At 35.5% G+C, this 22732-nt stretch carries 16 protein-coding genes, 1 tRNA gene and 1 pseudogene; 14 read left to right on the forward strand and 4 right to left on the reverse strand.

What is annotated here, in order from left to right; genetic code table 11:
• Window positions 1–71 precede the first annotated feature (71 nt).
• The 4 genes from A9D35_RS12525 (at window position 72) to A9D35_RS12540 (ending at window position 3845) form a co-directional block, all read left to right on the forward strand.
• The gene (locus A9D35_RS12525) at window positions 72–695 is read left to right on the forward strand and encodes a TetR/AcrR family transcriptional regulator (protein WP_066223521.1); all 624 of its coding nucleotides are present in this window, start codon (window positions 72–74) and stop codon (window positions 693–695) included.
• Window positions 688–2085, forward strand: coding sequence for an aldehyde dehydrogenase family protein (locus tag A9D35_RS12530; RefSeq protein ID WP_066223523.1), 1398 nt, complete (start codon window positions 688–690; stop codon window positions 2083–2085). The genes A9D35_RS12525 and A9D35_RS12530 overlap by 8 nt, the downstream gene beginning before the upstream one ends.
• Window positions 2086–2184: 99 nt before the next feature.
• The gene (locus A9D35_RS12535) at window positions 2185–3420 is read left to right on the forward strand and encodes a metallophosphoesterase (RefSeq protein WP_066223527.1); all 1236 of its coding nucleotides are present in this window, start codon (window positions 2185–2187) and stop codon (window positions 3418–3420) included.
• Window positions 3421–3548: 128 nt separating this feature from the next.
• Window positions 3549–3845 (forward strand): thioredoxin family protein, encoded by a 297-nt coding sequence (locus A9D35_RS12540; protein WP_066223529.1) that lies wholly within the window; start codon window positions 3549–3551, stop codon window positions 3843–3845.
• On the opposite strand, the gene A9D35_RS12545 is transcribed toward A9D35_RS12540, so the two are convergent.
• Both A9D35_RS12545 and A9D35_RS12550 read right to left on the reverse strand, forming a co-directional pair.
• Complete coding sequence (locus tag A9D35_RS12545; protein ID WP_066223531.1) at window positions 3842–4468, reverse strand: polysaccharide deacetylase family protein; 627 nt, start codon at window positions 4466–4468, stop codon at window positions 3842–3844. The two genes, A9D35_RS12540 and A9D35_RS12545, sit on opposite strands and share 4 nt — an antisense overlap.
• Before the next feature lie 3 nt (window positions 4469–4471).
• Window positions 4472–7777 (reverse strand): glycosyltransferase family 117 protein, encoded by a 3306-nt coding sequence (locus A9D35_RS12550; RefSeq protein WP_066223533.1) that lies wholly within the window; start codon window positions 7775–7777, stop codon window positions 4472–4474.
• A gap of 152 nt (window positions 7778–7929) precedes the next feature.
• Here A9D35_RS12550 and A9D35_RS12555 point away from each other — a divergent pair.
• Both A9D35_RS12555 and A9D35_RS12560 read left to right on the forward strand, forming a co-directional pair.
• Window positions 7930–8002, forward strand: a tRNA-Gln gene (locus A9D35_RS12555).
• A gap of 126 nt (window positions 8003–8128) precedes the next feature.
• Window positions 8129–8584 carry a hypothetical protein gene (locus A9D35_RS12560; protein WP_066223536.1) on the forward strand — a complete coding sequence of 152 codons (456 nt, stop codon included), beginning with the start codon at window positions 8129–8131 and terminating at the stop codon, window positions 8582–8584.
• Between the two features lie 612 nt (window positions 8585–9196).
• On the opposite strand, the gene A9D35_RS12565 is transcribed toward A9D35_RS12560, so the two are convergent.
• Complete coding sequence (locus A9D35_RS12565; protein ID WP_066223538.1) at window positions 9197–10024, reverse strand: universal stress protein; 828 nt, start codon at window positions 10022–10024, stop codon at window positions 9197–9199.
• A 155-nt stretch (window positions 10025–10179) separates the two neighbouring features.
• On the opposite strand from A9D35_RS12565, the gene rimP reads away from it, so the two are divergent.
• The 3 genes from rimP to infB are packed head-to-tail and all read left to right on the forward strand — an operon-like array spanning window position 10180 to window position 14862.
• On the forward strand, window positions 10180–10641 hold the full coding sequence (gene rimP / locus A9D35_RS12570) for a ribosome assembly cofactor RimP (RefSeq protein ID WP_066223540.1): 462 nt from the start codon (window positions 10180–10182) through the stop codon (window positions 10639–10641).
• A gap of 12 nt (window positions 10642–10653) precedes the next feature.
• Window positions 10654–11886 carry a transcription termination factor NusA gene (nusA, locus tag A9D35_RS12575; RefSeq protein ID WP_066223542.1) on the forward strand — a complete coding sequence of 411 codons (1233 nt, stop codon included), beginning with the start codon at window positions 10654–10656 and terminating at the stop codon, window positions 11884–11886.
• Window positions 11887–11916: 30 nt separating this feature from the next.
• Window positions 11917–14862, forward strand: coding sequence for a translation initiation factor IF-2 (gene infB / locus A9D35_RS12580; protein WP_066223545.1), 2946 nt, complete (start codon window positions 11917–11919; stop codon window positions 14860–14862).
• 56 nt (window positions 14863–14918) lie between these two features.
• On the opposite strand, the gene A9D35_RS12585 is transcribed toward infB, so the two are convergent.
• Window positions 14919–15314, reverse strand: a complete 396-nt coding sequence (locus A9D35_RS12585) for an SPOR domain-containing protein (protein ID WP_066226071.1) — start codon at window positions 15312–15314, stop codon at window positions 14919–14921.
• A gap of 210 nt (window positions 15315–15524) precedes the next feature.
• Here A9D35_RS12585 and A9D35_RS12590 point away from each other — a divergent pair, with 210 nt between their 5' ends.
• The 5 genes and pseudogenes from A9D35_RS12590 to A9D35_RS12610 all read left to right on the forward strand — a co-directional run bounded on the left by A9D35_RS12590 (window position 15525) and on the right by A9D35_RS12610 (window position 22721).
• The gene (locus A9D35_RS12590; RefSeq protein WP_066226074.1) at window positions 15525–16814 is read left to right on the forward strand and encodes a c-type cytochrome; all 1290 of its coding nucleotides are present in this window, start codon (window positions 15525–15527) and stop codon (window positions 16812–16814) included.
• Window positions 16815–16844: 30 nt separating this feature from the next.
• Entirely contained in the window at window positions 16845–20129 is a 3285-nt protein-coding gene (locus tag A9D35_RS12595) for a TAT-variant-translocated molybdopterin oxidoreductase (protein ID WP_066223546.1), read from the forward strand.
• A 30-nt stretch (window positions 20130–20159) separates the two neighbouring features.
• Window positions 20160–21581, forward strand: a pseudogene (nrfD, locus tag A9D35_RS12600) (NrfD/PsrC family molybdoenzyme membrane anchor subunit); the annotation flags it as partial.
• A 39-nt stretch (window positions 21582–21620) separates the two neighbouring features.
• Complete coding sequence (locus A9D35_RS12605; RefSeq protein ID WP_066223550.1) at window positions 21621–22154, forward strand: DUF3341 domain-containing protein; 534 nt, start codon at window positions 21621–21623, stop codon at window positions 22152–22154.
• 9 nt (window positions 22155–22163) lie between these two features.
• Window positions 22164–22721 carry a c-type cytochrome gene (locus A9D35_RS12610; RefSeq protein WP_066223552.1) on the forward strand — a complete coding sequence of 186 codons (558 nt, stop codon included), beginning with the start codon at window positions 22164–22166 and terminating at the stop codon, window positions 22719–22721.
• The last annotated feature ends 11 nt before the right edge of the window (window positions 22722–22732 follow it).

Here is a 22732-nt window from a genome sequence, read left to right on the forward strand (position 1 = left end):
ATGTCGTGTTTTTCATGCCTTTTGGCCTTTATTATGTATTTTTAGTTCCTTAAATTAAGCAGAAAAGGAATATGCAGACCAGTAGACGAGAACAAAATAAAATTGAAAAACGGGAGCGAATTATTAAAGCTTCGCTGAGTTTGTTTTCGGAAAAAGGTTTAGAAAACACTTCTATAAGTGATATTGTAGAAGTTAGCAAAATTGGAAGAGGTACGTTTTATAATTATTATAATACGCCAAAAGATGTGTTTTGCGAGATTATAGACCGGTTAAATTGCGAAATTAATTTCGAAGTTAAAGAAGCGCAAGCTGGGGTAGATAATGCATACGATTTTTTATATGCTTCGTTTAAGGCGTATTTCGATTTGGTAAGCACTGGAAAAATGGCTATGTTTCATAAAAATAATCAGAATCAGATTAGAAGCGTATCTTATAACAGTGAAAGCATTTTAAGTATAGTAAAAAACATGCAAGACGATATTAAGCGTTTTCCAGAAGTCTCTTTGGTAGACGATATGTATTTTAGAATGTTTAGCTTGGTGGCCATTTCGTCGGCTTCAGAATTATTTATCTGTTCGCATCAGAAATATTTTGAAGCATCGAAAGAAAAAATGGCACACTTTTTAGCAAATTTATTTGTGAAAGGATTGCATGATTTTTCGGCTTCTACTCATAATAACGCCTTAGATGTCTAATACATTTCAGCAACTATTTAATGCACAAAAAGAAAATCAATTTGCAGTAGGAAATTCAACCTACAGCGAACGGATTTTAAAATTAAAAGCATTAAAAAAGGCGATAGAAACAACCTACAAACAACGTATTAGAGAGGCTATTTATGCCGATTTTAAAAAGCCTTATATAGAAACCGATTTAACCGAAATTTATCCGGTTATTGGAGAAATTAACCACGTGATTTCGGAATTAAAAGGGTGGATGAAACGACAAAAAGTGCATACGCCTCTAGCATTATTAGGTGCATCGTCGTGGTATACTTATGAGCCAAAAGGTGTGTGTTTAATTATTTCGCCTTGGAATTTCCCGTTAAACTTAACCTTTGGGCCACTAGTCTCGGCCATTGCGGCTGGCAATACGGTTATTTTAAAACCATCGGAATTAACGCCTCATTGTTCGCAATTAATGGCTGAAATTATTTCTAATCTATTTTCGGAACAAGAAATTGCTTTGGTTCAAGGTGAGGTAGAGGTGTCTACAGCATTGTTAAAACTACCTTTTAACCATATCTTTTTTACGGGTTCGCCCAATATAGGAAAGGTGGTTATGGAAGCGGCTTCTAAACACCTTACATCGGTAACTTTAGAGTTGGGAGGGAAGTCGCCAGCAATTATTGATGCTTCTGCAAATTTAAAAGCAACAGCTAGCAGAATTGCCTGGGGGAAGTTTGTAAATAATGGGCAAACTTGTATTGCACCAGATTATATTTTAATAGAAGAATCGGTTAAAGAGGCATTTTTAAAGGAATTAAAAGTGGCGTTACATACGTTTTATGGCGATGCGTCTTTGTCTGAGGCTTATGCTAGAATTGTAAATGAAAAACATTTTAACCGGCTTATAAACCACATTGAAGATGCTAAATTAAAGCATGGCGTTATAGAAATTGGAGGTGCAAGTAAAGTAGCAGATTGTTTTATAGAGCCTACTGTAATGTCTAATGTGCCAGAAGATGCTAGTTTGCTTCAAGAGGAAATTTTTGGTCCTATATTACCAATTAAAACATATAAGACCATAAACGAAGCCATTACTTATGTCAATTCAAAAGAAAAACCTTTGGCGCTATACATTTATAGTAAAAATAAAACCCAGACCCAGTTTATAATCGATAATACGCGGGCGGGTAGTACCTGTATTAATACCAATGTGTTGCAATATAGTAATCATCATTTGCCTTTTGGAGGTAGCAATAATAGCGGAATAGGAAAGGCGCATGGAATTTTCGGGTTTCAAGAGTTTTCTAATATGCGTTCGGTATTAAAACAACATACCAAAGGGAGTATAGAATTTTTGTTTCCGCCGTATTCTAGCTTAAAACAAAAACTTGTCGACTTCACTCTAAAATGGTTTTAAACTAGGTCTATGTTAGGTCATTATAGGCTTGTAAGCTTTAACACTTTAATAAGACAGATTGAAAGTGTAATTATTAATTTTACCAATTAAATTCAATTTATGCTTCGCTGGACAATTTTTTTAATTCTTTATATTCTTTTAGATTGGTATGCTTTTCAAGCGGTTAAATCGGCTACAAAGAGAAGTTGGATGTATTGGATTTATTGGGGTTTAAGTACCTTGGTGTTGGGTAATTTTATTTATCAAGTTATACTTAATCCTAGTCATGCAAAAGTACTTAATCATATAAGAAGTTATGCTTTTGGATTTCTATTAGCGGTTATCGTGCCAAAAGCCATTCTACTTATCGTGTTACTTTCCGAAGATATCGTGCGTATGCCTCGTGCATTGTATAGGTATTTTTATAAAGATAAACCTGAAGCAGGGTATATCGCCTCCAGACGTTCGTTTATTAGTAAAGTCGCTTTAGGGTTGGCATCTATTCCGTTTGCCGGTTTGTTATATGGCATGTTTAAAGGGAAATACGATTTTAGAGTGTTAAAATACACTTTAAATTTTGAAGATCTCCCCGATGCTTTTGACGGGTATCGCATTACTCAAATTAGCGATGTGCATAGCGGAAGTTTCGATAATAAAGAGAAGATAGAATATGCTATAGACTTAATAAATGAACAGCAATCGGATACCATTTTATTTACCGGAGATATGGTAAATAATATGGCTTCGGAAATGATTCCTTGGAAAGAAACCTTTGGCAGATTAAAGGCTAAAGATGGTATGTTTTCGGTATTGGGGAATCATGATTATGGCGATTATGTGGAATGGGATAACGAAGCGGATAAACTTCAGAATTTAGAAGAATTAAAAACGATACAAAAAGAGCTAGGTTTCGATTTATTGCTGAACGAAAGTAGGTATCTAGAAAAAGATGGAGATCGTATAGCGTTAATTGGTGTTGAAAACTGGGGGAGAGGACATTTTAAAAAGGCAGGCGATTTAAAGAAAGCCGTATCTAAAATCGATCCAAACGATTTTAAAATTTTAATGAGTCATGATCCGTCACACTGGGAAGACGAAGTCCTTTTTGATGATTTACATTATCACTTAACATTAAGCGGACATACACATGGAATGCAATTTGGTATTGAAATTCCGGGTTGGATTAAATGGAGCCCTATAAAATGGCGTTATAAATATTGGGCCGGTATTTATAAGGAAAAAGGACAGCTTATAAATGTAAATCGAGGTTTCGGTTTTTTAGGATATCCTGGACGTGTTGGTATATGGCCAGAAATTACCGTTATCGAGCTTAAAAAAGGCCCTGAAACTGCATAATTTAACAGAAATGTTATTATTAATATAGAAATGCTTATTTTTATATTACATAACTTGAGCAAATGTCTTGTTTAATTAATAAAACAAGAACATTGTAATTTTTAAAATGAGCTCATAAACTCTTAAATATGTCAAAATTCGGAGAATTAATAGATGTAAACATTCCAGTATTACTTAACTTCTTTACGGAGTGGAATGAGCAATCTACAGCCATGCATCCTGTATTACGCGATGTGGCCGCTGCTCTTGGAGACAAAGCTAAAGTAATTAAAATTGATGTTGAAAAGAACAAAGAATTAGCAGAGGCGCTACGTGTAAAGGGTTTGCCTACCTTAATTGTTTATAAAAATGGCGAAATGAAATGGCGACAAAGTGGCGAGCAAGATGCGAATACCTTAATAGGGATTGTTCAGAAATTTATTTAAAAGGAAAGCGCTTTAAAATCGTATCCCTTTTCGCTAAAATGTGCTAACACTTTGGGTAGTGCGTACTGCATGTTTTTAGCTGCTTTTAAACTATCGTGAAACACAATAATATGTCCGTTCTCTGTATGCTTAATGGCATTTTTAAAACAGTTTTCTTCAGCTAAGTTTGTATCCCAATCAAAAGTTATAATACTCCACATAATAATTTGGTAGCCTTGCGCTATTAATAGTTTGGCTTGTTTTCTTTTAATTTTCCCGTAAGGAGGTCTAAATAATTTAGAAGGAATTAACTGGGCTGCTTTTTCTACATTGTGTATATAATCTTCTGTATTTGTTTTCCATCCTTTTAAATGATTAAAAGTGTGGTTTCCTACGGCATGACCATCGGCTAGAACCGATTTAAAAATGTCTGGATATTTACGAACATTATCGCCAATACAAAAGAAGGTTGCTTTGGCATTATAAGTTTTTAGAGTCTTTAAAACCCATGGTGTAATTTCTGGATTTGGGCCATCATCAAAAGTGAGATAAATGGTTTTTTTATCTAAAAAAGGCATATCCCAAATGTAGTTTGGGTATATGCCTTTTATAAGTTTTGGTATTTTAACCGGAATTAAATCCATGCTTTACTCTATTGGTACTACGCTGCTATCGACATTAGGTTGTAAGTCTAAATCTGTTGGTGCTTGTGGTTGTTCCGGACGGTCGCTATAGAAATGCTCGAACAACTGTAAATTGTTGTTAAAAGTCTTCATTTCTGTTTTAGCAAAGTCGTCATCGTATCGTAATAATACATCGACTAAAGATTTGTAGCGCTCTATATTGGTTACAATCTCTTCGGCTACCTCATATTGTTTTTCAACTTTTAAAGTGCTGTAATACGCTAAATACTCTTGATATTTTGTAGCTAATTCGGTAAATAATTTACGTGCTTTATCTTCTGCACCAACTTCGTAATATCCGCTAATATATGGTTCTAATAAGGTGTAATATCCGAAATAATCTACAGGCATATTTTTCATTGCTATATCAGCAACATCTTCTGCTTTGTCTAGTTTATTTTCGTTTATTAATTGCTCCATTAATCGCGCTAAGTTTCCGCGGTAAGAAATTGAGTTTTTACGGGTTTCTGGATCGTGATAAATATCTGGACTTCCGCTGTTACCCCAATCCCAATTTTTAACTTTTTCGTACATTAATTCTGAATCTACGCGACCCATATCGAACGGATTGTTACGGTTTAAAGGCGTTTTTATCGGAACTAATTTATAACACATTCCATCTAGTTGAAGATAGTCTTTCATCCATAAATAATCGTCGTCGCCAAAACTTCCACCTGTAAAATAGATAGGGCGTTTCCAGTCGTTGTTTGCAATAATATCTAACATTAACAAACGATTTTTATAAAGGGCATTCTCCTTTATTTTCAGATAAATTTTATCTACAATCTTATCGGCATCTTTTGGTGCTACTACGCCGTTTTCTAGAACCGCTTGCTTGTTTACCGGAACCGTTATGTTTTCTACAGGGAAATAGTTTGAGTTTTGTAATTGTGTAGGGTAATAACTAGGGTCTTCGCCTTGAGCCTCCAAGATGTATTTAAATTTTGTTTTTGGGTTATCGCTACCTACAAAATTTATAAAATCTTTAATGTTCATGGTGTCTGTAGAGACAATACGTTTCATGATATAATCGCGAGTTCCGTAGCGGTATTGTTCATGTGTAAGCTGAGAAGGAATAGGGTCGCTCTCGTAAGCTTTACGTTTCATCTGGTCGATATACCAATCCGTTTGGAATAAACTGGTGTTTACAATACGCACATCGGTACGGTAGCCTTCAATTTCTTGAGCATACCAAAGGGCAAAGGTGTCGTTATCTCCAATGGTAAATAAGATGGCGTTTTCGGCACAAGAATCTAAATACATCTTAGCCATAGAACGCGCCGTGTATTTGTCAGATCTGTCATGGTCGTCCCAGTTGTTTGCAGCCATAATACCAGGTACAAGTACAAGGCAAGCAAGGGTAACTGCCGGTGCTAATGCTGGAGATTTTATATGCTTTTTAAGGGCTTCGAAAATGGCATACACTCCGAAACCAATCCAGATGGCGAACACATAAAACGATCCTACTACCGAGTAATCACGCTCTCTTGGCTCGAAAGGGCGTACATTGGTGTAAACCTGAATGGCAACACCTGTAAATAAGAAGAATACCAAAAGTACCCAAAACAATTTTTTGTCTTTATTGAAAAGGAAAAACAATCCGATTAGTCCTAAAATAAAAGGTAAGAAATAATAGGTGTTTCTCGCTTTATTGTTTTTTACATCGGACGGTAGGTTGGTTTGTGGCATACCTAAATGCCATTCGTCAATAAAATTAATTCCGCTTAACCAATTCCCGTGATTGTCGTATTTCCCCTGAATATCATCCTGTCTACCAGTATAATTCCACATAAAATAACGCCAATACATATAACCTAATTGGTATTCGAACATGTAAATAATATTACTCATTAAAGATGGTTTTTCAACATCTAAATACTGTCCGAATTGTTTTAAAAAATTATGGTAACCTCTAAAATCGACATTACCCTGTGCCACATCGTTTTTAAAGTTTGAAACCGCAGAGCGCAGTTGGTTTTCCATTTGGTATTCAGGTTTCAATTTAAAATCTAAATACCCTGTAAATAACATATAGTTCTCGGCATGCTCTGTACTCCACATTCTAGGAAGAATAGATGCTTGCTTCGAGTTAAAATTTTGTTTTGCTCGTTTGTAGTCGTTTACAATAACATATTTTCCTTGCGCTTCATCTTTTTCGTAATTGGGTTTATCGTCAATATATGGATTGTTTTCATCTAAACCAGCATATTGATCGGTAAATTGAGGTCCGTAAAATAAATGGGTCTCAGGATATTGTTCTAAATTGTAATAAGCCAATAATTCGCGAGCATCAGACGGATTGTTTTCGTTTACAACCACATTAGCATTGGCCCGAATAGGAAGCATAAGCCAAGAAGAGAATCCTATAAAAATAAATAATAAACAAAGTACTAAAGTGTTTAAGTGTACATAGCCTTTTTGTCTGGTATATTTTAAACCAAAATAGAATGCAGCAATAAGTACAATGGCAGCGATTATGGTTCCAGAATTAAAAGGCATCCCGAAAGAATTTACAAAGAATATTTCTGAGGTACTAAAGAATTTTAAGGCGTTAGGAAGTAATAATTTAAAAATGAATAACAAAATAGCAACCGCAACCACATTTGCAATAATGAAATTTTTAACCGTGACTGTTTTATAGTGTTTAAAATAGTAAAGTAATGCTATTCCAGGAATAGTTAATAATCCCATAAAGTGAACACCAAACGATAGACCAATAACAAAAGCAATGATAACCAGCCAGCGGTTTCCGCGAGGTGTGTCCATATCTTGTTCCCAACGTAAGCCTAACCAAAACATGGCAGCCATAATTAAAGTCGCCATGGCATACACTTCTGTTTCTACAGCATTAAACCAAAACGAATCGGTAAAAGTGAAGGCTAAACTACCAACTAAACCACTTCCAAGAATGGCCATATATTTAGATTTTGAAAGTACTTTATCTTTAGAAATAATATTTTTTAATAATAAAGTAATGGTCCAAAACATAAATAAAATAGTGAATGCACTAGCTACGGCACTCATTAAATTTAGCATGATTCCTATCTGACTAGGTTGAAAAGCGAACATTGAAAAGAATGCACCAAGCATTTGAAAGAGTGGTGCCCCTGGCGGATGCCCTACTTGTAGTTTTGCTGAGGTTAAAATGTATTCTCCAGCGTCCCAGTAGCTTACTGTAGGTTCTACTGTTAGACCATACGTTAATAATGCAATTGCAAAAGTCACCCAGCCTAAGATGGTATTCCACTTTTTAAAGTTGAATTGTGTCATGAAATTCAGTGTTTATTTGGTGGAGCGAATTTAATAATAATTATGTAACGGGGAAGCGTTTTTAGTAAACCTTAATAATTAGATAAAAAAATATTAAAAAAATGTTTGGATATATTAGAATATGTTCTAAATTTGCACTCTCAAATTATTGATGGCCTATGGTGTAACTGGCAACACGTTGGTTTTTGGTACCAAAGAGTCTAGGTTCGAGCCCTAGTGGGCCAACAACAAACCCTAATCTTGAAAAAGGTTAGGGTTTTGTTTTTTCCATACTTAGCTATTTGTTTTTGCTTTTAAAGCTTTCTTTTTTGCGTATATTCGTAATATTATTAATTAATAAAAATATACACAATGAAAAAAATCTTACTAATCTTAACAGTACTATTCTGTTTTCAAGTTTCTGCGCAACAAGCCGAGCTAGATGCTTTTAAAGATTTATTTAATTCTGAAAAGAAAACAGTACTTGGAGAGTTTATGGAGCTAGATGCTAATCAATCTATGACCTTCTGGGAAATTTATGATGCTTATACTGCGGAGCGCGAAACAATTTCTAACCGTAAATTGGAGCTGCTTAAGACTTACGTTGATGAGTATAGCAGTGTAACAGATGAGCAAGCTGATGCTATTGTAAAAGAAACATTTTCAATTCGTGCAAAGAATGAAAAAATTCAGAAAAAATATTATAAAAAAGTAAAGAAAGCTTTAGGAGCTAAAAAAGCCTCTCAGTTTTTACAATTCGAACGCTATGTGCAAACTTCTATCGATGCAGATTTGCAAGAAGCTTTACCTTTAATAGGAGAGAAGTAGTCGTTTTAAATTATATTTTATTCAAAACCTTCAAATGCAGCGAATGTTGTTTGAAGGTTTTTTTTTGTGTTGTTGTCCCTAAATGTGTTGTTTTTTACCAGTGTTTTTCTCAATAATTTATAAATGGCAGATCTTTTTCTTTTTAAATCGCTGTCTGATAGTCTGTTAAAAGTAAAAAATATTGGTTTATGTGTTTGGTGTATATAGTATTGTCGAAAAAATAGGTGCTTCAACTAATTTGTGAATAGTGTATGGTGTAGTGTTGTATTTTTAATAGATCCTAAAATTCTATTAATTAATGGATTACCTGCTTTTAAAACCTTACTACTATGGAGCAAATTTTACGATACAGATTTAAGCGCCGTTCTAAAAATCATTACGATTGGTTGTTAAATATTATTAAGTCTGAAAAGTATTATCAGGCGGAGGGGATGATAGTTTCTATGAAAAATAGGGAGCGCCCCCAGTGAGTATTTAGCATTTATCTTTTTTTAGGTTATAAAAAAGAGGCTGTATAAAATTATTTAAAAGCTGTCATGCTGAATGTTGTTCAGGGAAACGACAATGTAATATTTATACAGCCTCTTTTAAAGCAAACCTGTTAGCTAGGTTTTATATTTTAAAAGTAATTACCGGTCTTATGGCATGATTAACAATGTCTTCGCTTATGCTTCCGTTAAAGAAGTGTGCAATACCTTGTCTGCCATGTGTACTTATGCCTATAACGTCGGCTTTAATGTGTTCTGCGAAATCTAAAATTCCTTTTTCTACGGTATCATCGTTGTAAATGTTTATCGTGTAATTAGAATAATCAGTCTGCGATACAAAATGTTTAATTCGTTTTGTAGCTTCGGTCGTGGTTATAAAGTTATTTGGCGTGTTAACCAAGAGTAGGTGAATCTTCGAATTAAATTTCTCTGCAAACTTAACAGCTTGTAAATAGGTGTGTTTGTTGTCGAGTTTAAAATCTGATGCAAAAACAACATCGTCTGCTTTAAAGTGTTCTGTTTTGCTTTTAATTACTAAAACAGGGATGTGAGATGTTCTTACAACTTTTTCTGTGTTCGAGCCAATAAACATTTCTTTAAATCCGGTAGCCCCATGAGACCCCATAACAATTAAATCTATGTCTAATTCTTTAGCGGTTTCTTTTATGCCTTCAAAAGTGGTGTTTGTTTTTATAGAATGATGTACGGTAAGGTCGCTTAAAAAATCTTTCGCCAATAATTCGCTAAAGCGTTTTTTTGCCAATTTTATAAAAAACAAGGCTTCTGGTATTTCGCTGTAGCTAGAATTAAATCTATCTATCTCTGGTATAGGTAATTCTAACATGTGTAGAAAGTAAATTTCACTGTTAAATTGTTTTGCAAATTGCGCTGCAATCTTTGTAGCGTATTCTGCTTCTTTCGAGAAATCTGTAGGGACTAATATTCGTTTCATAGCTTTAATTTTTGCTGTTAAATATCTATATAAAAATACGGATAAAAATTGATATTTGAAAGGTTGCGAGAATCAATAAAAAAATTGTATATTTGCCCCGTTGTAAGAAAAAAGAATATGCGAGGGGACAGAGTCCCCTCTTTTTATACTAAAAAATGTTTAGAACAACTGTTGAGAATTTATTAGAAAACGCCTTACAAGAACGAAACGATTTGTTTTTGATAAGTTTAACCATTTCTGGAGATAATGCCATTAAGGTAATTATTGATGGTGATGAAGGTGTGAGTGTCGAGGATTGCATGTTTGTTAGCAGAGCTATTGAGAATAATATAGATAGAGAGGAGCAAGATTTTTCTTTAGAAGTTATGTCGGCAGGAGCAGCGTCTCCTTTATTGCAAAGCAGACAATTTGTTAAAAACATAGGAAGAACACTAGAAGTTAAAACAAAAACAGAAGATATAGAAGCTGTTTTGGTAGACGCTAATGAAGACGTAATAGTTTTAGAATGGAAAGCAAGAGAGCCTAAACCAGTTGGTAAAGGTAAAGTTACTGTTCAAAAAGAAGCTAAAATTGCTTATAACGATATTGTAGAAGCAAAAGTGATGATTAAATTTTAATTCAAAAGAGTTATGGAAAATCTGGCGTTAATTGATTCTTTTTCGGAATTTAAAGACGATAAATTAATAGATCGTGTAACGTTAATGGCGATTTTAGAGGATGTTTTTAGAAATGCCTTAAAAAAGAAATTTGGAGATGATGATAATTTTGATATTATTATAAATCCAGATAAAGGCGATTTAGAAATATGGAGAAATCGTGTTGTTGTGGCAGATGGCGAGGTTGAAGAGCCTAACCAAGAGATTTCATTAAGTGAAGCTCGTAAAATTGAGCCTGATTTTGAAGTTGGTGAAGATGTGTCTGAAGAAGTAAAGTTAATAGATTTAGGTCGTCGTGCTATTTTAGCATTACGTCAGAATTTAATTTCTAAAATTCACGAACACGACAATACTAATATTTACAAGCAATTTAAAGATTTAATTGGAGATATTTATACGGCCGAAGTGCATCATATACGTCACAGAGCTATTATATTATTAGACGACGAAGGAAACGAAATCGTCTTACCAAAAGAAAAACAAATACCTTCAGATTTCTTTAGAAAAGGAGATAATGTTAGAGGAATAATAGAAAACGTAGAGTTAAAAGGTAGCAAACCGGCAATTATTATGTCGCGTACATCACCTTTATTCTTAGAAAAATTATTCGAACAAGAAATACCAGAAGTATTCGATGGTTTAATTTCTGTTAAAAATGTAGTAAGAATTCCTGGTGAAAAAGCAAAAGTAGCTGTAGATTCTTACGACGATAGAATAGATCCTGTAGGAGCCTGTGTGGGTATGAAGGGATCTAGAATTCATGGCATAGTTCGTGAGTTAGGAAACGAGAATATCGATGTTATCAATTATACAAATAACCTTCAATTGTACATCACTAGAGCGTTAAGTCCAGCAAAAGTGACTTCAATCAAAATTGATGAAGAAAACAAACGTGCAGAAGTTATTTTAAAACCTGAAGAGGTTAGTAAAGCCATTGGACGTGGTGGACATAATATTAGATTGGCCGGTCAATTAACTGGTTATGAGATAGATGTGTTTAGAGAAGGTGCAGAAGAAGATGTTGAGTTAACAGAATTTTCTGATGAAATTGATAGATGGATTATTGACGAGTTAAGCAAAGCTGGGCTTGATACAGCAAAGAGTGTTCTTGAGCAAGATGTTGAAGATTTAGTGAAAAGAACAGATTTAGAAGAAGAAACAATTAACGAAGTTATTAGAATTCTTAGAGAAGAGTTTGAAGAATAACTTATATTTGGGGTATATTAAAGGCAATTTATGGCTGAAACAATAAGATTAAATAAAGTTTTACGTGAGTTAAACATCTCTATCGATCGTGCAGTAGATTTTTTAGAAACTAAAGGCATAGATATCGATAAGCGTCCTACTACGAAAATTTCTCAGGAAGTTTACAATGTACTTTCTGGCGAATTTCAAACCGATGCTAGTAAGAAGGTGGCCTCTCAAGAAGTAAGTGAAGCAAAGCTGAAAGAAAAAGAAGCCTTGCGTGAGCAGCGAGAGCGTGAACTTGAAGCAAAACAAAAAGAAGAAGCTAAGAAGGAGCAAATAGTTAAAGCCAAATCAACACTCTCGGGTCCGAAACAAGTGGGTAAGATCGATTTAGATCCAAAGCCAAAAAGTGTTTCAACACTTGAAGAGAAAAAGGAAGCGCCTGTTCAACCAAAAGTTGAAGATGTAAAACCTGAAACTACAGCTCCAAAAACAGAAACGGTTAAAGTGGAAGAGAAGAAGGAAGAGAAGCCAGTTGAAAAAACTGAGCAGAAACCTGCAATGAAGGAAGACAAACCGGAAAAAAAGGAAGCGCCAAAAGTTCAAGATACTCCAAAAGTAGAACAAAAACCAAAATCGGTTACCGCTCCAGCAAAACCTCCAGTTGCATCTAAGCCTAATACGCCAAAGCAGGAAAATACTGCTAAGCAAGAGGAGAAAAAAGTAGTTCCTTCGAAACCATCTGAACCTGCTAAAAAGGAAGCTCCAAAAGCAGAAGACGATAAACCTGTTGAAGAAGAACGCTTAAAAACGCAATACCAAAAGCTTTCTGGGCCAAAGATTGCGGGAGAAAAAATAGATTTATCTCAATTTAATAAGCCTAAAAAGAAACCAGTTGCTAAAGCTGGTGCAGATAATGCGGCTAATACAAATAAAAGAAAACGTCGCCGTATTAGTAAACCAGGCGATAATAAACCTAATGCTAAACCAGGAACTACTGGAGGACCAAGATCTGGAAACGATCGTTTTAAAGGTAAAAAACCAGGAGGGCCAGGTCAAGCTAGACGTCCAATTGTAAAGGAAGAGCCTAGCGAAGCAGAAGTTCAAAAACAAGTTAGAGAAACCTTAGAGAAACTTCAAGGGAAATCTAGTAAAGGTAAAGGTGCTAAATACCGTAGAGATAAGAGAGATTCTCACAGAGAACAAAGTCAGAAAGATCTTGATCAGCAAGAAGTAGAAAGCAAAATCTTAAAAGTAACAGAATTTGTTACGGCTAGTGAAGTGGCTACCATGATGGATGTTTCGGTAACTCAAATTATCTCGGCTTGTATGTCGTTAGGTATGATGGTTACCATGAACCAACGTCTAGACGCCGAAACACTTGCAATTGTTGCCGATGAATTTGGTTATAAAGTAGAATTTGTAACTTCAGATCTTGAAGATAATATAGAAGTTGTAGAAGATAAACCAGAAGATTTAATTGAACGCGCACCAATTATTACGGTAATGGGACACGTAGATCACGGTAAAACATCTTTACTAGATTATATTCGTAAAGAAAATGTGATCGCTGGAGAATCTGGAGGAATTACACAGCATATTGGTGCCTACGGGGTAACTCTTGAAAACGGTCAGAAAATCGCGTTCTTAGATACACCTGGTCACGAGGCCTTTACAGCCATGCGTGCTCGTGGTGCTCAAGTAACAGATTTAGCAGTTATTGTTATTGCTGCCGATGATGATATTATGCCACAAACAAAAGAAGCAATTGCCCACGCACAAGCAGCGGGAGTACCAATTGTTTTTGCTATAAATAAAATAGATAGACCAGCAGCTAACCCGGACCGTATTAAGGAAGGTTTAGCACAAATGAACTTATTAGTAGAAGACTGGGGAGGAAAAATTCAATCTCACGATATTTCTGCGAAACAAGGAACTGGTGTTAAAGAATTATTAGAAAAAGTTTTACTAGAAGCCGAATTATTAGAGCTTAAAGCAAATCCTAATAAATTAGCTTCAGGTACTGTAGTTGAAGCATTCCTAGATAAAGGTCGTGGTTATGTATCTACAATTTTAGTACAAGCCGGAACATTAAAAATTGGAGATTACGTTTTAGCTGGTAAAAACAGCGGTAAGGTAAAAGCCATGCACGACGAACGTGGAAAAGAAGTTAAAGAAGCAGGTCCAAGTACACCAGTGTCTATATTAGGATTAGATGGTGCGCCACAAGCCGGTGATAAATTTAATGTTTTTGAAGACGAACGTGAAGCAAAACAAATTGCTACGAAACGTGCACAATTACAACGTGAGCAATCTGTACGCACACAGCGTCATATTACTCTAGATGAAATTGGTCGTCGTATTGCATTAGGTGATTTCCAAGAATTAAATATCATCCTTAAAGGAGATGTGGATGGTTCTGTAGAAGCCTTAACCGATTCATTCCAAAAACTATCTACCGAAGAAATTCAAGTCAATATTATTCATAAAGGTGTTGGTGCCATTACAGAAAGTGATGTGTTATTAGCTTCTGCATCAGATGCGATTATTATCGGATTTAATGTTAGACCAATGGGTAATGCAAGAATGATTGCAGATAAGGAAGAAATAGATATCCGTACTTACTCAATTATCTACGATGCGATTAACGATCTTAAAGATGCGATGGAAGGTATGTTATCTCCAGAGCTTAAAGAAGAGATTACTGGTACTGCAGAAATTAGAGAAATCTTTAAAGTTTCTAAAATTGGTAGTATTGCAGGTTGTATGGTAACTAGCGGGAAAGTTGTTAGAACTAACGGTGTACGTTTAATTAGAGATGGTGTTGTTGTTTACACTGGAGAATTAGCGTCGTTGAAACGATTTAAAGATGATGTAAAAGAAGTGTCTAAAGGATATGATTGTGGTATGCAAATTAAAAACTACAATGATATTAAAGAAGGCGACGTTATTGAATCGTTCCACGAAATAGAAGTAAAAAAGAAACTTAAATAAAGTAGTAAAGTATATTACATAAAAAAAGGCGACCATTTGGTCGCCTTTTTTGTGTTTTAACTTTTTACTTTGGGCATAAAAATAAATCCATTCGGATATTTTTCTTTAATAACTAACAAGGCGCGATCGGCTTCCAAACGGGTTCTAAAACTTCCTACCCAAATTTTATAGTTAGGTGTTTCGTAAACCAAAGTCGATTTCCATTGGTGATTTTCCTTTTTAAAGTCGCTAAGCGTTTCTTCTGCAGATGCGCGATTACCAGAGTAAATTTGAATTTTAAACCGGTCTGAAGCGTTTTCATCCTTGTCCATTTCTTTCTTAACGTCCAGAAGTTTGACTATTTTTTCATCCTGATTAACAGCAATGTTTCCTTGTTGGGCAAAGCTTTTAGTAGAGAATGATGCAGCACAAATCCCAGTGATTACAATAAGTTTTATTTTCAATAATTTCATTTTCAAGTTATTTGCTACAAATGTAAAAGTAATTCCCATAAACAGATAATAATTTTTTATTTAGAACCCATCTAAATTAAGGTTAACCGTAATCTTAGGTTTTCACAATCCACTTTAAATGTTATTTTTGTTCAGATTTTAAAATTGTATTTTTTTCGATTATAAATGAAAAAATCATACCAAAGTTTAGAAGTTAATTCAACCAATAATATGAAACAGGTGATTCACCGTAAATTTAGCAAAAACATCTTTCGTTTAGCTATAGTTATTTTACTTGCGTTTACAAGCTCACTTTCGGCTCAAGGAGATCCGGCAAAGGGAAAGGCTTTATTTAATTCTAATTGTGCAGCATGTCACCAATTAGATAAAAAAATGACAGGTCCAGCTTTGCGTAATATCGAAGCAAACCTAAGTGAAGAAGGCGTTGATAAAGATTGGATCCATTCTTGGATTCGCAACAGCTCAGGACTTATTAAGTCGGGAGATGCATATGCCAACAAAATTTTCAAAGAATATAATAATGTTCCGATGACAGCATTCCCTCAGCTGTCAGACGAAGATATTGATAATATATTAGCGTATACGGCAGAGGAAAAAGCTGCTCCTGCGCCAGCAGCTGCTGGTCCGGTAGGTGTTGCAAAGGCTAGTGGTGAAGGCGATGGTATTTCTAATAAAATTATATTAGGAGCCTTAGTCTTATTATTCGGTTTACTAGCAATGGCTTTAATTTTAGTACGCCAAACCTTAAATAAGTTTGCAGAAGCTAAAGGTGTAGCGGTTGAAAAAACGTCTCGTTTACCACTTTGGAAAGCCTTTGTTCAAAATCAATTCTTAGTGTTAGTATCGGTTATTTTATTACTATTAGTAGGGGCGTATTATGCCTACGGATATATGATGCAAGTAGGTGTAGACCAAGGGTATCAACCGGTACAACCAATTCATTATTCTCATAAAATTCACGCTGGAGATAACGGTATCGATTGTAAATATTGTCACTCTTCTGCAAGAGTTAGTAAAACTTCAGGAATTCCATCATTAAATGTGTGTATGAACTGTCATAAATCTATTTATGAAGTAGCAGAAAGCACGGCTACGCCAGAACATAGTAAAGAGTTTTACGATGGCGAAATTCAAAAGTTATATAAAGCTGTAGGATGGGATGACGAAGAGCAAGCCTATACAGGTGAAACGCATCCGGTTAAATGGGTTAGAATTCACAATTTACCAGATTTCGTATACTTTAACCACTCTCAACACGTAACAGTAGGAGGTATAGAATGCCAAACATGTCACGGTCCTGTTGAAGAAATGGAAGTTATGTATCAGCATGCGCCTTTAACTATGGGATGGTGTGTTAACTGTCACAGAGAAACAAACGTAAAAGTAAAAGACAACGATTACTATACAAAAATCCACGAAGAATTATCTAAAAAGTACGGTGTTGAGGAGCTTACAGCTGCGCAAATGGGTGCTTTAGAATGTGGTAAGTGTCATTATTAATTTATTTAAGAAGTAATTCAATTATACAATATGTCATCAAACAAGAAATACTGGAAAAGTGTTGAAGAGCTAAACGAAAATAGCTCTATTGTTGAGGCGCTAAAACAAAACGAATTTGTTGAAGAAATTCCTACAGACGAGTTTTTAGGTGATAAAGCAACGCTTGAGTCATCTTCTACAACTCGAAGAGATTTCTTAAAATATGTTGGTTTTAGTACAGCGGCCGCATCGCTTGCAGCTTGTGAAGGACCAGTTATTAAATCGATTCCTTATGTAGTTCAGCCGGAAAACATCATTCCAGGTGTTGCAAACTATTATGCTACAACGATAGCCGATGGTTTTGATTTCGCTAGTGTTTTAGTTAAAACACGTGAAGGTCGTCCTATTAAAATTGAGAACAATTCCTTAGCAAAAACTAATGGAAACGCAAATGCAAGAGTGAATGCTTCTGTGTTAGGTTTGTATGATAGTTTAAGAGTTCAGGGGCCTTTAAAAGAAGGTAATCCTATTTCATGGAGCGATTTCAATGCCGAAATAACTTCAAAATTATCTAGTATAGGTAGTGGTGGAAAGGATATCGTGTTATTAACACAAACTTTTGCTAGCCCGTCTACAGAACGCTTAATTAATATTTTCAAAGAAAAATACGGAAATGTACGTCATGTAGTTTATGATGCCATTTCAGAATCTGCAGCTTTAGACGCCTACCAAGCGAAATACGGAAGACGCGGATTAGCAAATTATAATTTTGCTCAAGCCGATACTATTGTTTCTATAGGAGCAGATTTTATTGGTGACTGGCAAGGTGGTGGTTACGATGCAGGATATTCTGCTGGTCGTATTCCTAAAGAAGGTAAAATGTCTCGTCATATTCAGTTTGAAGCTAATATGTCTTTAACGGGAGCCAATGCCGATAATCGTATTCCTTGTACTCCAAGTCAGCAAAAAGTAGCTTTAGCTAAATTATATGGTTATATAGTAGGTAGCTCGGTTTCTGGAACTTTGCCAGAGCATATTGAGGCGGCTGTTAAAAAGGCGGCAGATTTACTTAAGAAATCAGGTAGAGCTGGTGTAGTAGTTACAGGAATTCAAGATGTAAACGCACAAGCTTTAGTTTTAGAAATTAATGCTGCATTACGTAGTAAGGCGTTTAAGCCTAGAGTTACTGTATTTACAAGACAAGGTAACGATAAAGATGTTGCTAAATTAGTAGCAGACATGAACGCAGGTCGTGTAGGTGCTGTTATTATGAGTGGTGTAAACCCATTATATACGCTACCAAACGCTGCTGCATTTGCCGAAGGATTAGCAAAAACAGATTTAGCTGTAACATTCTCTATGAAATTAGATGAAACAGCTTCTCAAACACAATATTTAGCAGCAGCACCTCACTATTTAGAATCATGGGGTGATGTTGAATTAAAACGCGGACATTATGCGTTAACGCAACCAACTATTCGTCCGTTGTTCGATACAAAACAATTTCAAGATGCTTTACTAGCATGGACAGGTAATTCGTCTACTTACCATGATTTTATTAAAGAAACATGGAACTCTGGTATTTTAGGAGATTCTAATTTCAACCAAGCATTGCACGATGGTTCATTTATTCCAGGTCCATTAGGAGCTTTAGTAAATGGCGTTTCTAAGCAAACTATCGAAACGACTAAAACAACTTTAGTAGGTAAAAAAGATAGAACTTGGGCTGGAAAAGTTATTCATGATGCCGCTGTAGGTATTGGTTTAGCAAAAGAAGATCAAGAAGGTTACGTAACTACAACATCTACTAAAACGGTTGGTGGAGATGCAGATTCAAGTTCAAATGAATTTGATGGTGCTAATGCCATTTCTGGCGCAGCTGCTGCTTCTGCATTAGTTGCTTCAGCGACTTCTGAAGGCTTAGAATTGGTATTGTATTCTAAAACAGGAATGGGAGATGGTCAACAAGCCAATAACCCATGGTTACAAGAATTTCCAGATCCAATTTCGCGTGCGTCTTGGGATAACTATTTAACCGTTTCTAAAGCCGATGCTGAAGCCTTAGGTTTATCTAACAGACACGTGGCAAACGGTGGTTTAAACGGAAGTTATGCTAAGGTTACTGTTAACGGTGTTACTTTAGAGCGTGTACCAGTACTTATTCAACCAGGTCAGGCTAAAGGTTCTGTTGGTTTAGCATTTGGTTACGGTAGAACCGAAGGCTTAAAAGAAGAAATGAAAACGGGTGTAAACGCTTTTGGTTTATATCAAGATTTTAATACAGTTCAAAATGTTAGTGTAAGTGCTGCAGCAGGCGAGCATGAGTTTGCTTGTGTACAGTTACACAATACATTAATGGGACGTGGAGATATTGTTAAGGAAACGACTTTAGAGATCTTCAATACTAAAGATAAGGCAGAGTGGAATTCTACTCCAGTGGTATCTTTAAACCACGTAGAAACTCCAGTGACGTCTCCAGATGTAGATTTATGGTCTGAATTTGATCGTACTATCGGTCATCACTTTAACTTATCGATCGACTTAAACGCTTGTACAGGGTGTGGTGCTTGTGTAATAGCTTGTCATGCCGAAAATAACGTACCAGTTGTTGGTAAAAGTGAAATTCGTCGTAGCCGTGATATGCACTGGTTACGTATAGATAGATATTATTCTTCAGATGACACATTTAGTGAAGATAACACTAAGAAAGATGAGTTTTCTGGACTATGGGGTGATAAAGGATCTTTAGGAGGATTTGGAGAATTAGAACACGCTTCAGACAATCCGCAAGTTGCTTTCCAACCTGTAATGTGTCAGCACTGTAATCACGCACCATGTGAAACTGTTTGTCCAGTTGCGGCAACATCACACGGTCGTCAAGGACAAAACCATATGGCATATAACCGTTGTGTAGGTACACGTTACTGTGCTAACAACTGTCCATATAAAGTACGTCGTTTTAACTGGTTCTTATACAATGGTAATGATGAGTTTGATTACCATATGAATGATGACTTAGGACGTATGGTATTAAACCCAGATGTAGTAGTACGTTCTCGTGGTGTTATGGAAAAATGTTCTATGTGTATTCAAATGACACAAAAAACGATCCTTGATGCGAAACGTGATGGACGTTTTATTAAAGATGGTGAATTCCAAACCGCTTGTTCTGCAGCATGTAGCAGTGGAGCCATGGTATTTGGAGATATTAATGACAAAGACAGTAAGGTATCAAAACTTACAGAAGATAATCGTACGTACCACTTGTTAGAGCATATTGGAACAAAACCTAATGTGATGTACCAAACAAAAGTGAGAAATACAACAGAAGCATAATAACGAATCAAGAAATAATTAGATAAGGATATGGCGTCTCATTACGAAGCACCTATTAGAAGACCTTTAGTTACAGGTGAAAAATCATACCACGATGTATCGGTGGATGTAGCACGACCTGTAGAAGGAAAAGCGAATAAATTATGGTGGATAGTCTTTTCTATTGCCTTAGTAGCTTTCCTTTGGGGATTAGGATGTATTTTATACACAGTATCAACTGGTATTGGAACTTGGGGTTTAAATAAAACCGTAGGTTGGGCCTGGGATATTACCAACTTTGTTTGGTGGGTAGGTATTGGTCACGCAGGAACATTAATTTCTGCAGTACTTTTATTATTCCGTCAAAAATGGAGAATGGCAATTAACAGATCTGCAGAAGCAATGACCATTTTCTCGGTTGTACAAGCAGGTTTATTCCCAATTATTCACATGGGTCGTCCATGGTTAGGATATTGGGTATTACCTATTCCAAACCAATTTGGTTCGTTATGGGTTAACTTTAACTCTCCTTTACTTTGGGATGTATTTGCAATTTCTACTTATTTATCTGTATCATTAGTTTTCTGGTGGACAGGTTTATTACCAGATTTTGCTATGCTTAGAGATAGAGCTGTTAAACCATTCCAAAAACAAATCTATTCTATTTTAAGTTTTGGTTGGTCTGGACGTGCTAAAGACTGGCAACGTTTTGAAGAGGTATCTTTAGTACTTGCAGGTTTAGCAACACCACTTGTACTTTCTGTACACACTATTGTATCTTTTGACTTCGCAACTTCGGTGATACCAGGATGGCATACTACCATTTTCCCTCCTTATTTCGTTGCAGGTGCAATTTTCTCTGGATTCGCAATGGTAAACACACTTCTTATTATTATGAGAAAAGTGTGTAACCTAGAAGATTATATTACAGTACAACATATCGAATTAATGAATATTGTAATTATGTTAACCGGATCTATTGTAGGGGTAGCATATATTACAGAGTTATTCATGGCTTGGTATTCTGGAGTAGAATACGAACAATACGCGTTCTTAAATAGAGCAACTGGTCCTTATGCTTGGGCATACTGGATGATGATGTCTTGTAACGTATTTTCACCACAATTTATGTGGTTTAAAAAACTAAGAACAAGTATCATGTTCTCCTTCTTTATCTCTATCGTGGTAAATATAGGTATGTGGTTCGAGCGTTTCGTAATTATTGTAACATCGTTACACAGAGATTACTTACCATCGTCATGGACCATGTTCTCTCCTACATTTGTAGATATAGGAATTTTTATTGGAACCATAGGATTCTTCTTTGTATTATTCTTATTATATGCTAGAACATTCCCTGTTATTGCACAAGCTGAAGTTAAGACGATTTTAAAATCATCTGGAGAGCGTTATAAAAAGATTAGAGAAAGAGGTGATAGTTTGGTAGGAACCGGAGCTGATGCTAGAACATCTGGAACCTCAGTTAATAACTCAAAAAATTAAAAGTAGCATATGGAATCTTCAAAAGTTATTCACGCTATTTATACAGACGACGATATTTTAATGTCTGCGGTTAAAGATGTACGTGCAGCAAAATATCATATAGACGAAATATATACACCTTTTCCAGTTCACGGACTAGATAAAGCCATGGGATTAGCACCAACACGTCTTGCCATTACAGCTTTTATTTACGGATGTATTGGTTTAACAGTGGCTACAGTTATGATGAATTTTATTATGATTGAAGATTGGCCTCAAGATATAGGTGGTAAGCCAAGTTTTAGTTATCTAGAAAACATGCCGGCTTTCGTGCCAATTATGTTCGAGCTTACGGTATTTTTTGCAGCCCACTTAATGGTTATTACCTTTTACTTAAGAAGTAGAATGTGGCCATTTAAATCGGCTGAAAATCCAGATCCAAGAACAACCGATGATCATTTTTTAATGGAACTATCAGTCGCTAATCACAATGAAATTGATATGGCTGAATTCTTAAAGAATACAGGTGCAGTAGAAGTTAATTTAGTAGAAAAAGCGAATTAATACAGACCAATGAGAAGCTTAATAAAAATATTAGTCATAGCCGTAGTTTTAATATCTGCAGTATCTTGTCAAGAAAACGGCAGACCTAACTATCAGTTTATGCCAAACATGTACGAGTCTGTTGGGTACGAAACATATAGTGAAACTTCAGCTTTTAGAAATGGAGTAGAAGCACAATTACCTGTAGAAGGGACCATATCTCGAGGACATCTTCCTATAGATATCGATAACACTTTAGAAGGGTATAACGACGCTAAAGAAAATTTAAAAAGTCCGTTAGATTCTACAGCTATAGATACCAAACGTGGTAAAGAATTATACGACATTTATTGTGGTATTTGCCATGGTACTAAAGGTGATGGTCAAGGTAACTTAGTAAAGAGAGAAAAGATTTTAGGAGTTCCTCAGTACGACGATAAAGGACGTAACATCACTGTAGGTAGTGTGTATCATACTATACATTACGGAAAAAACGCAATGGGTTCTTATAGCAATCAATTGTTAGAAGAAGAGCGTTGGCAAGTTGCTGCTTATGTTATGAAATTAAAAGCAGATTTAGAAAAGTAAGTCGATTAGAT

Source organism: Formosa haliotis (assembly GCF_001685485.1).
In the GTDB taxonomy this organism is placed as follows: domain Bacteria; phylum Bacteroidota; class Bacteroidia; order Flavobacteriales; family Flavobacteriaceae; genus Formosa; species Formosa haliotis.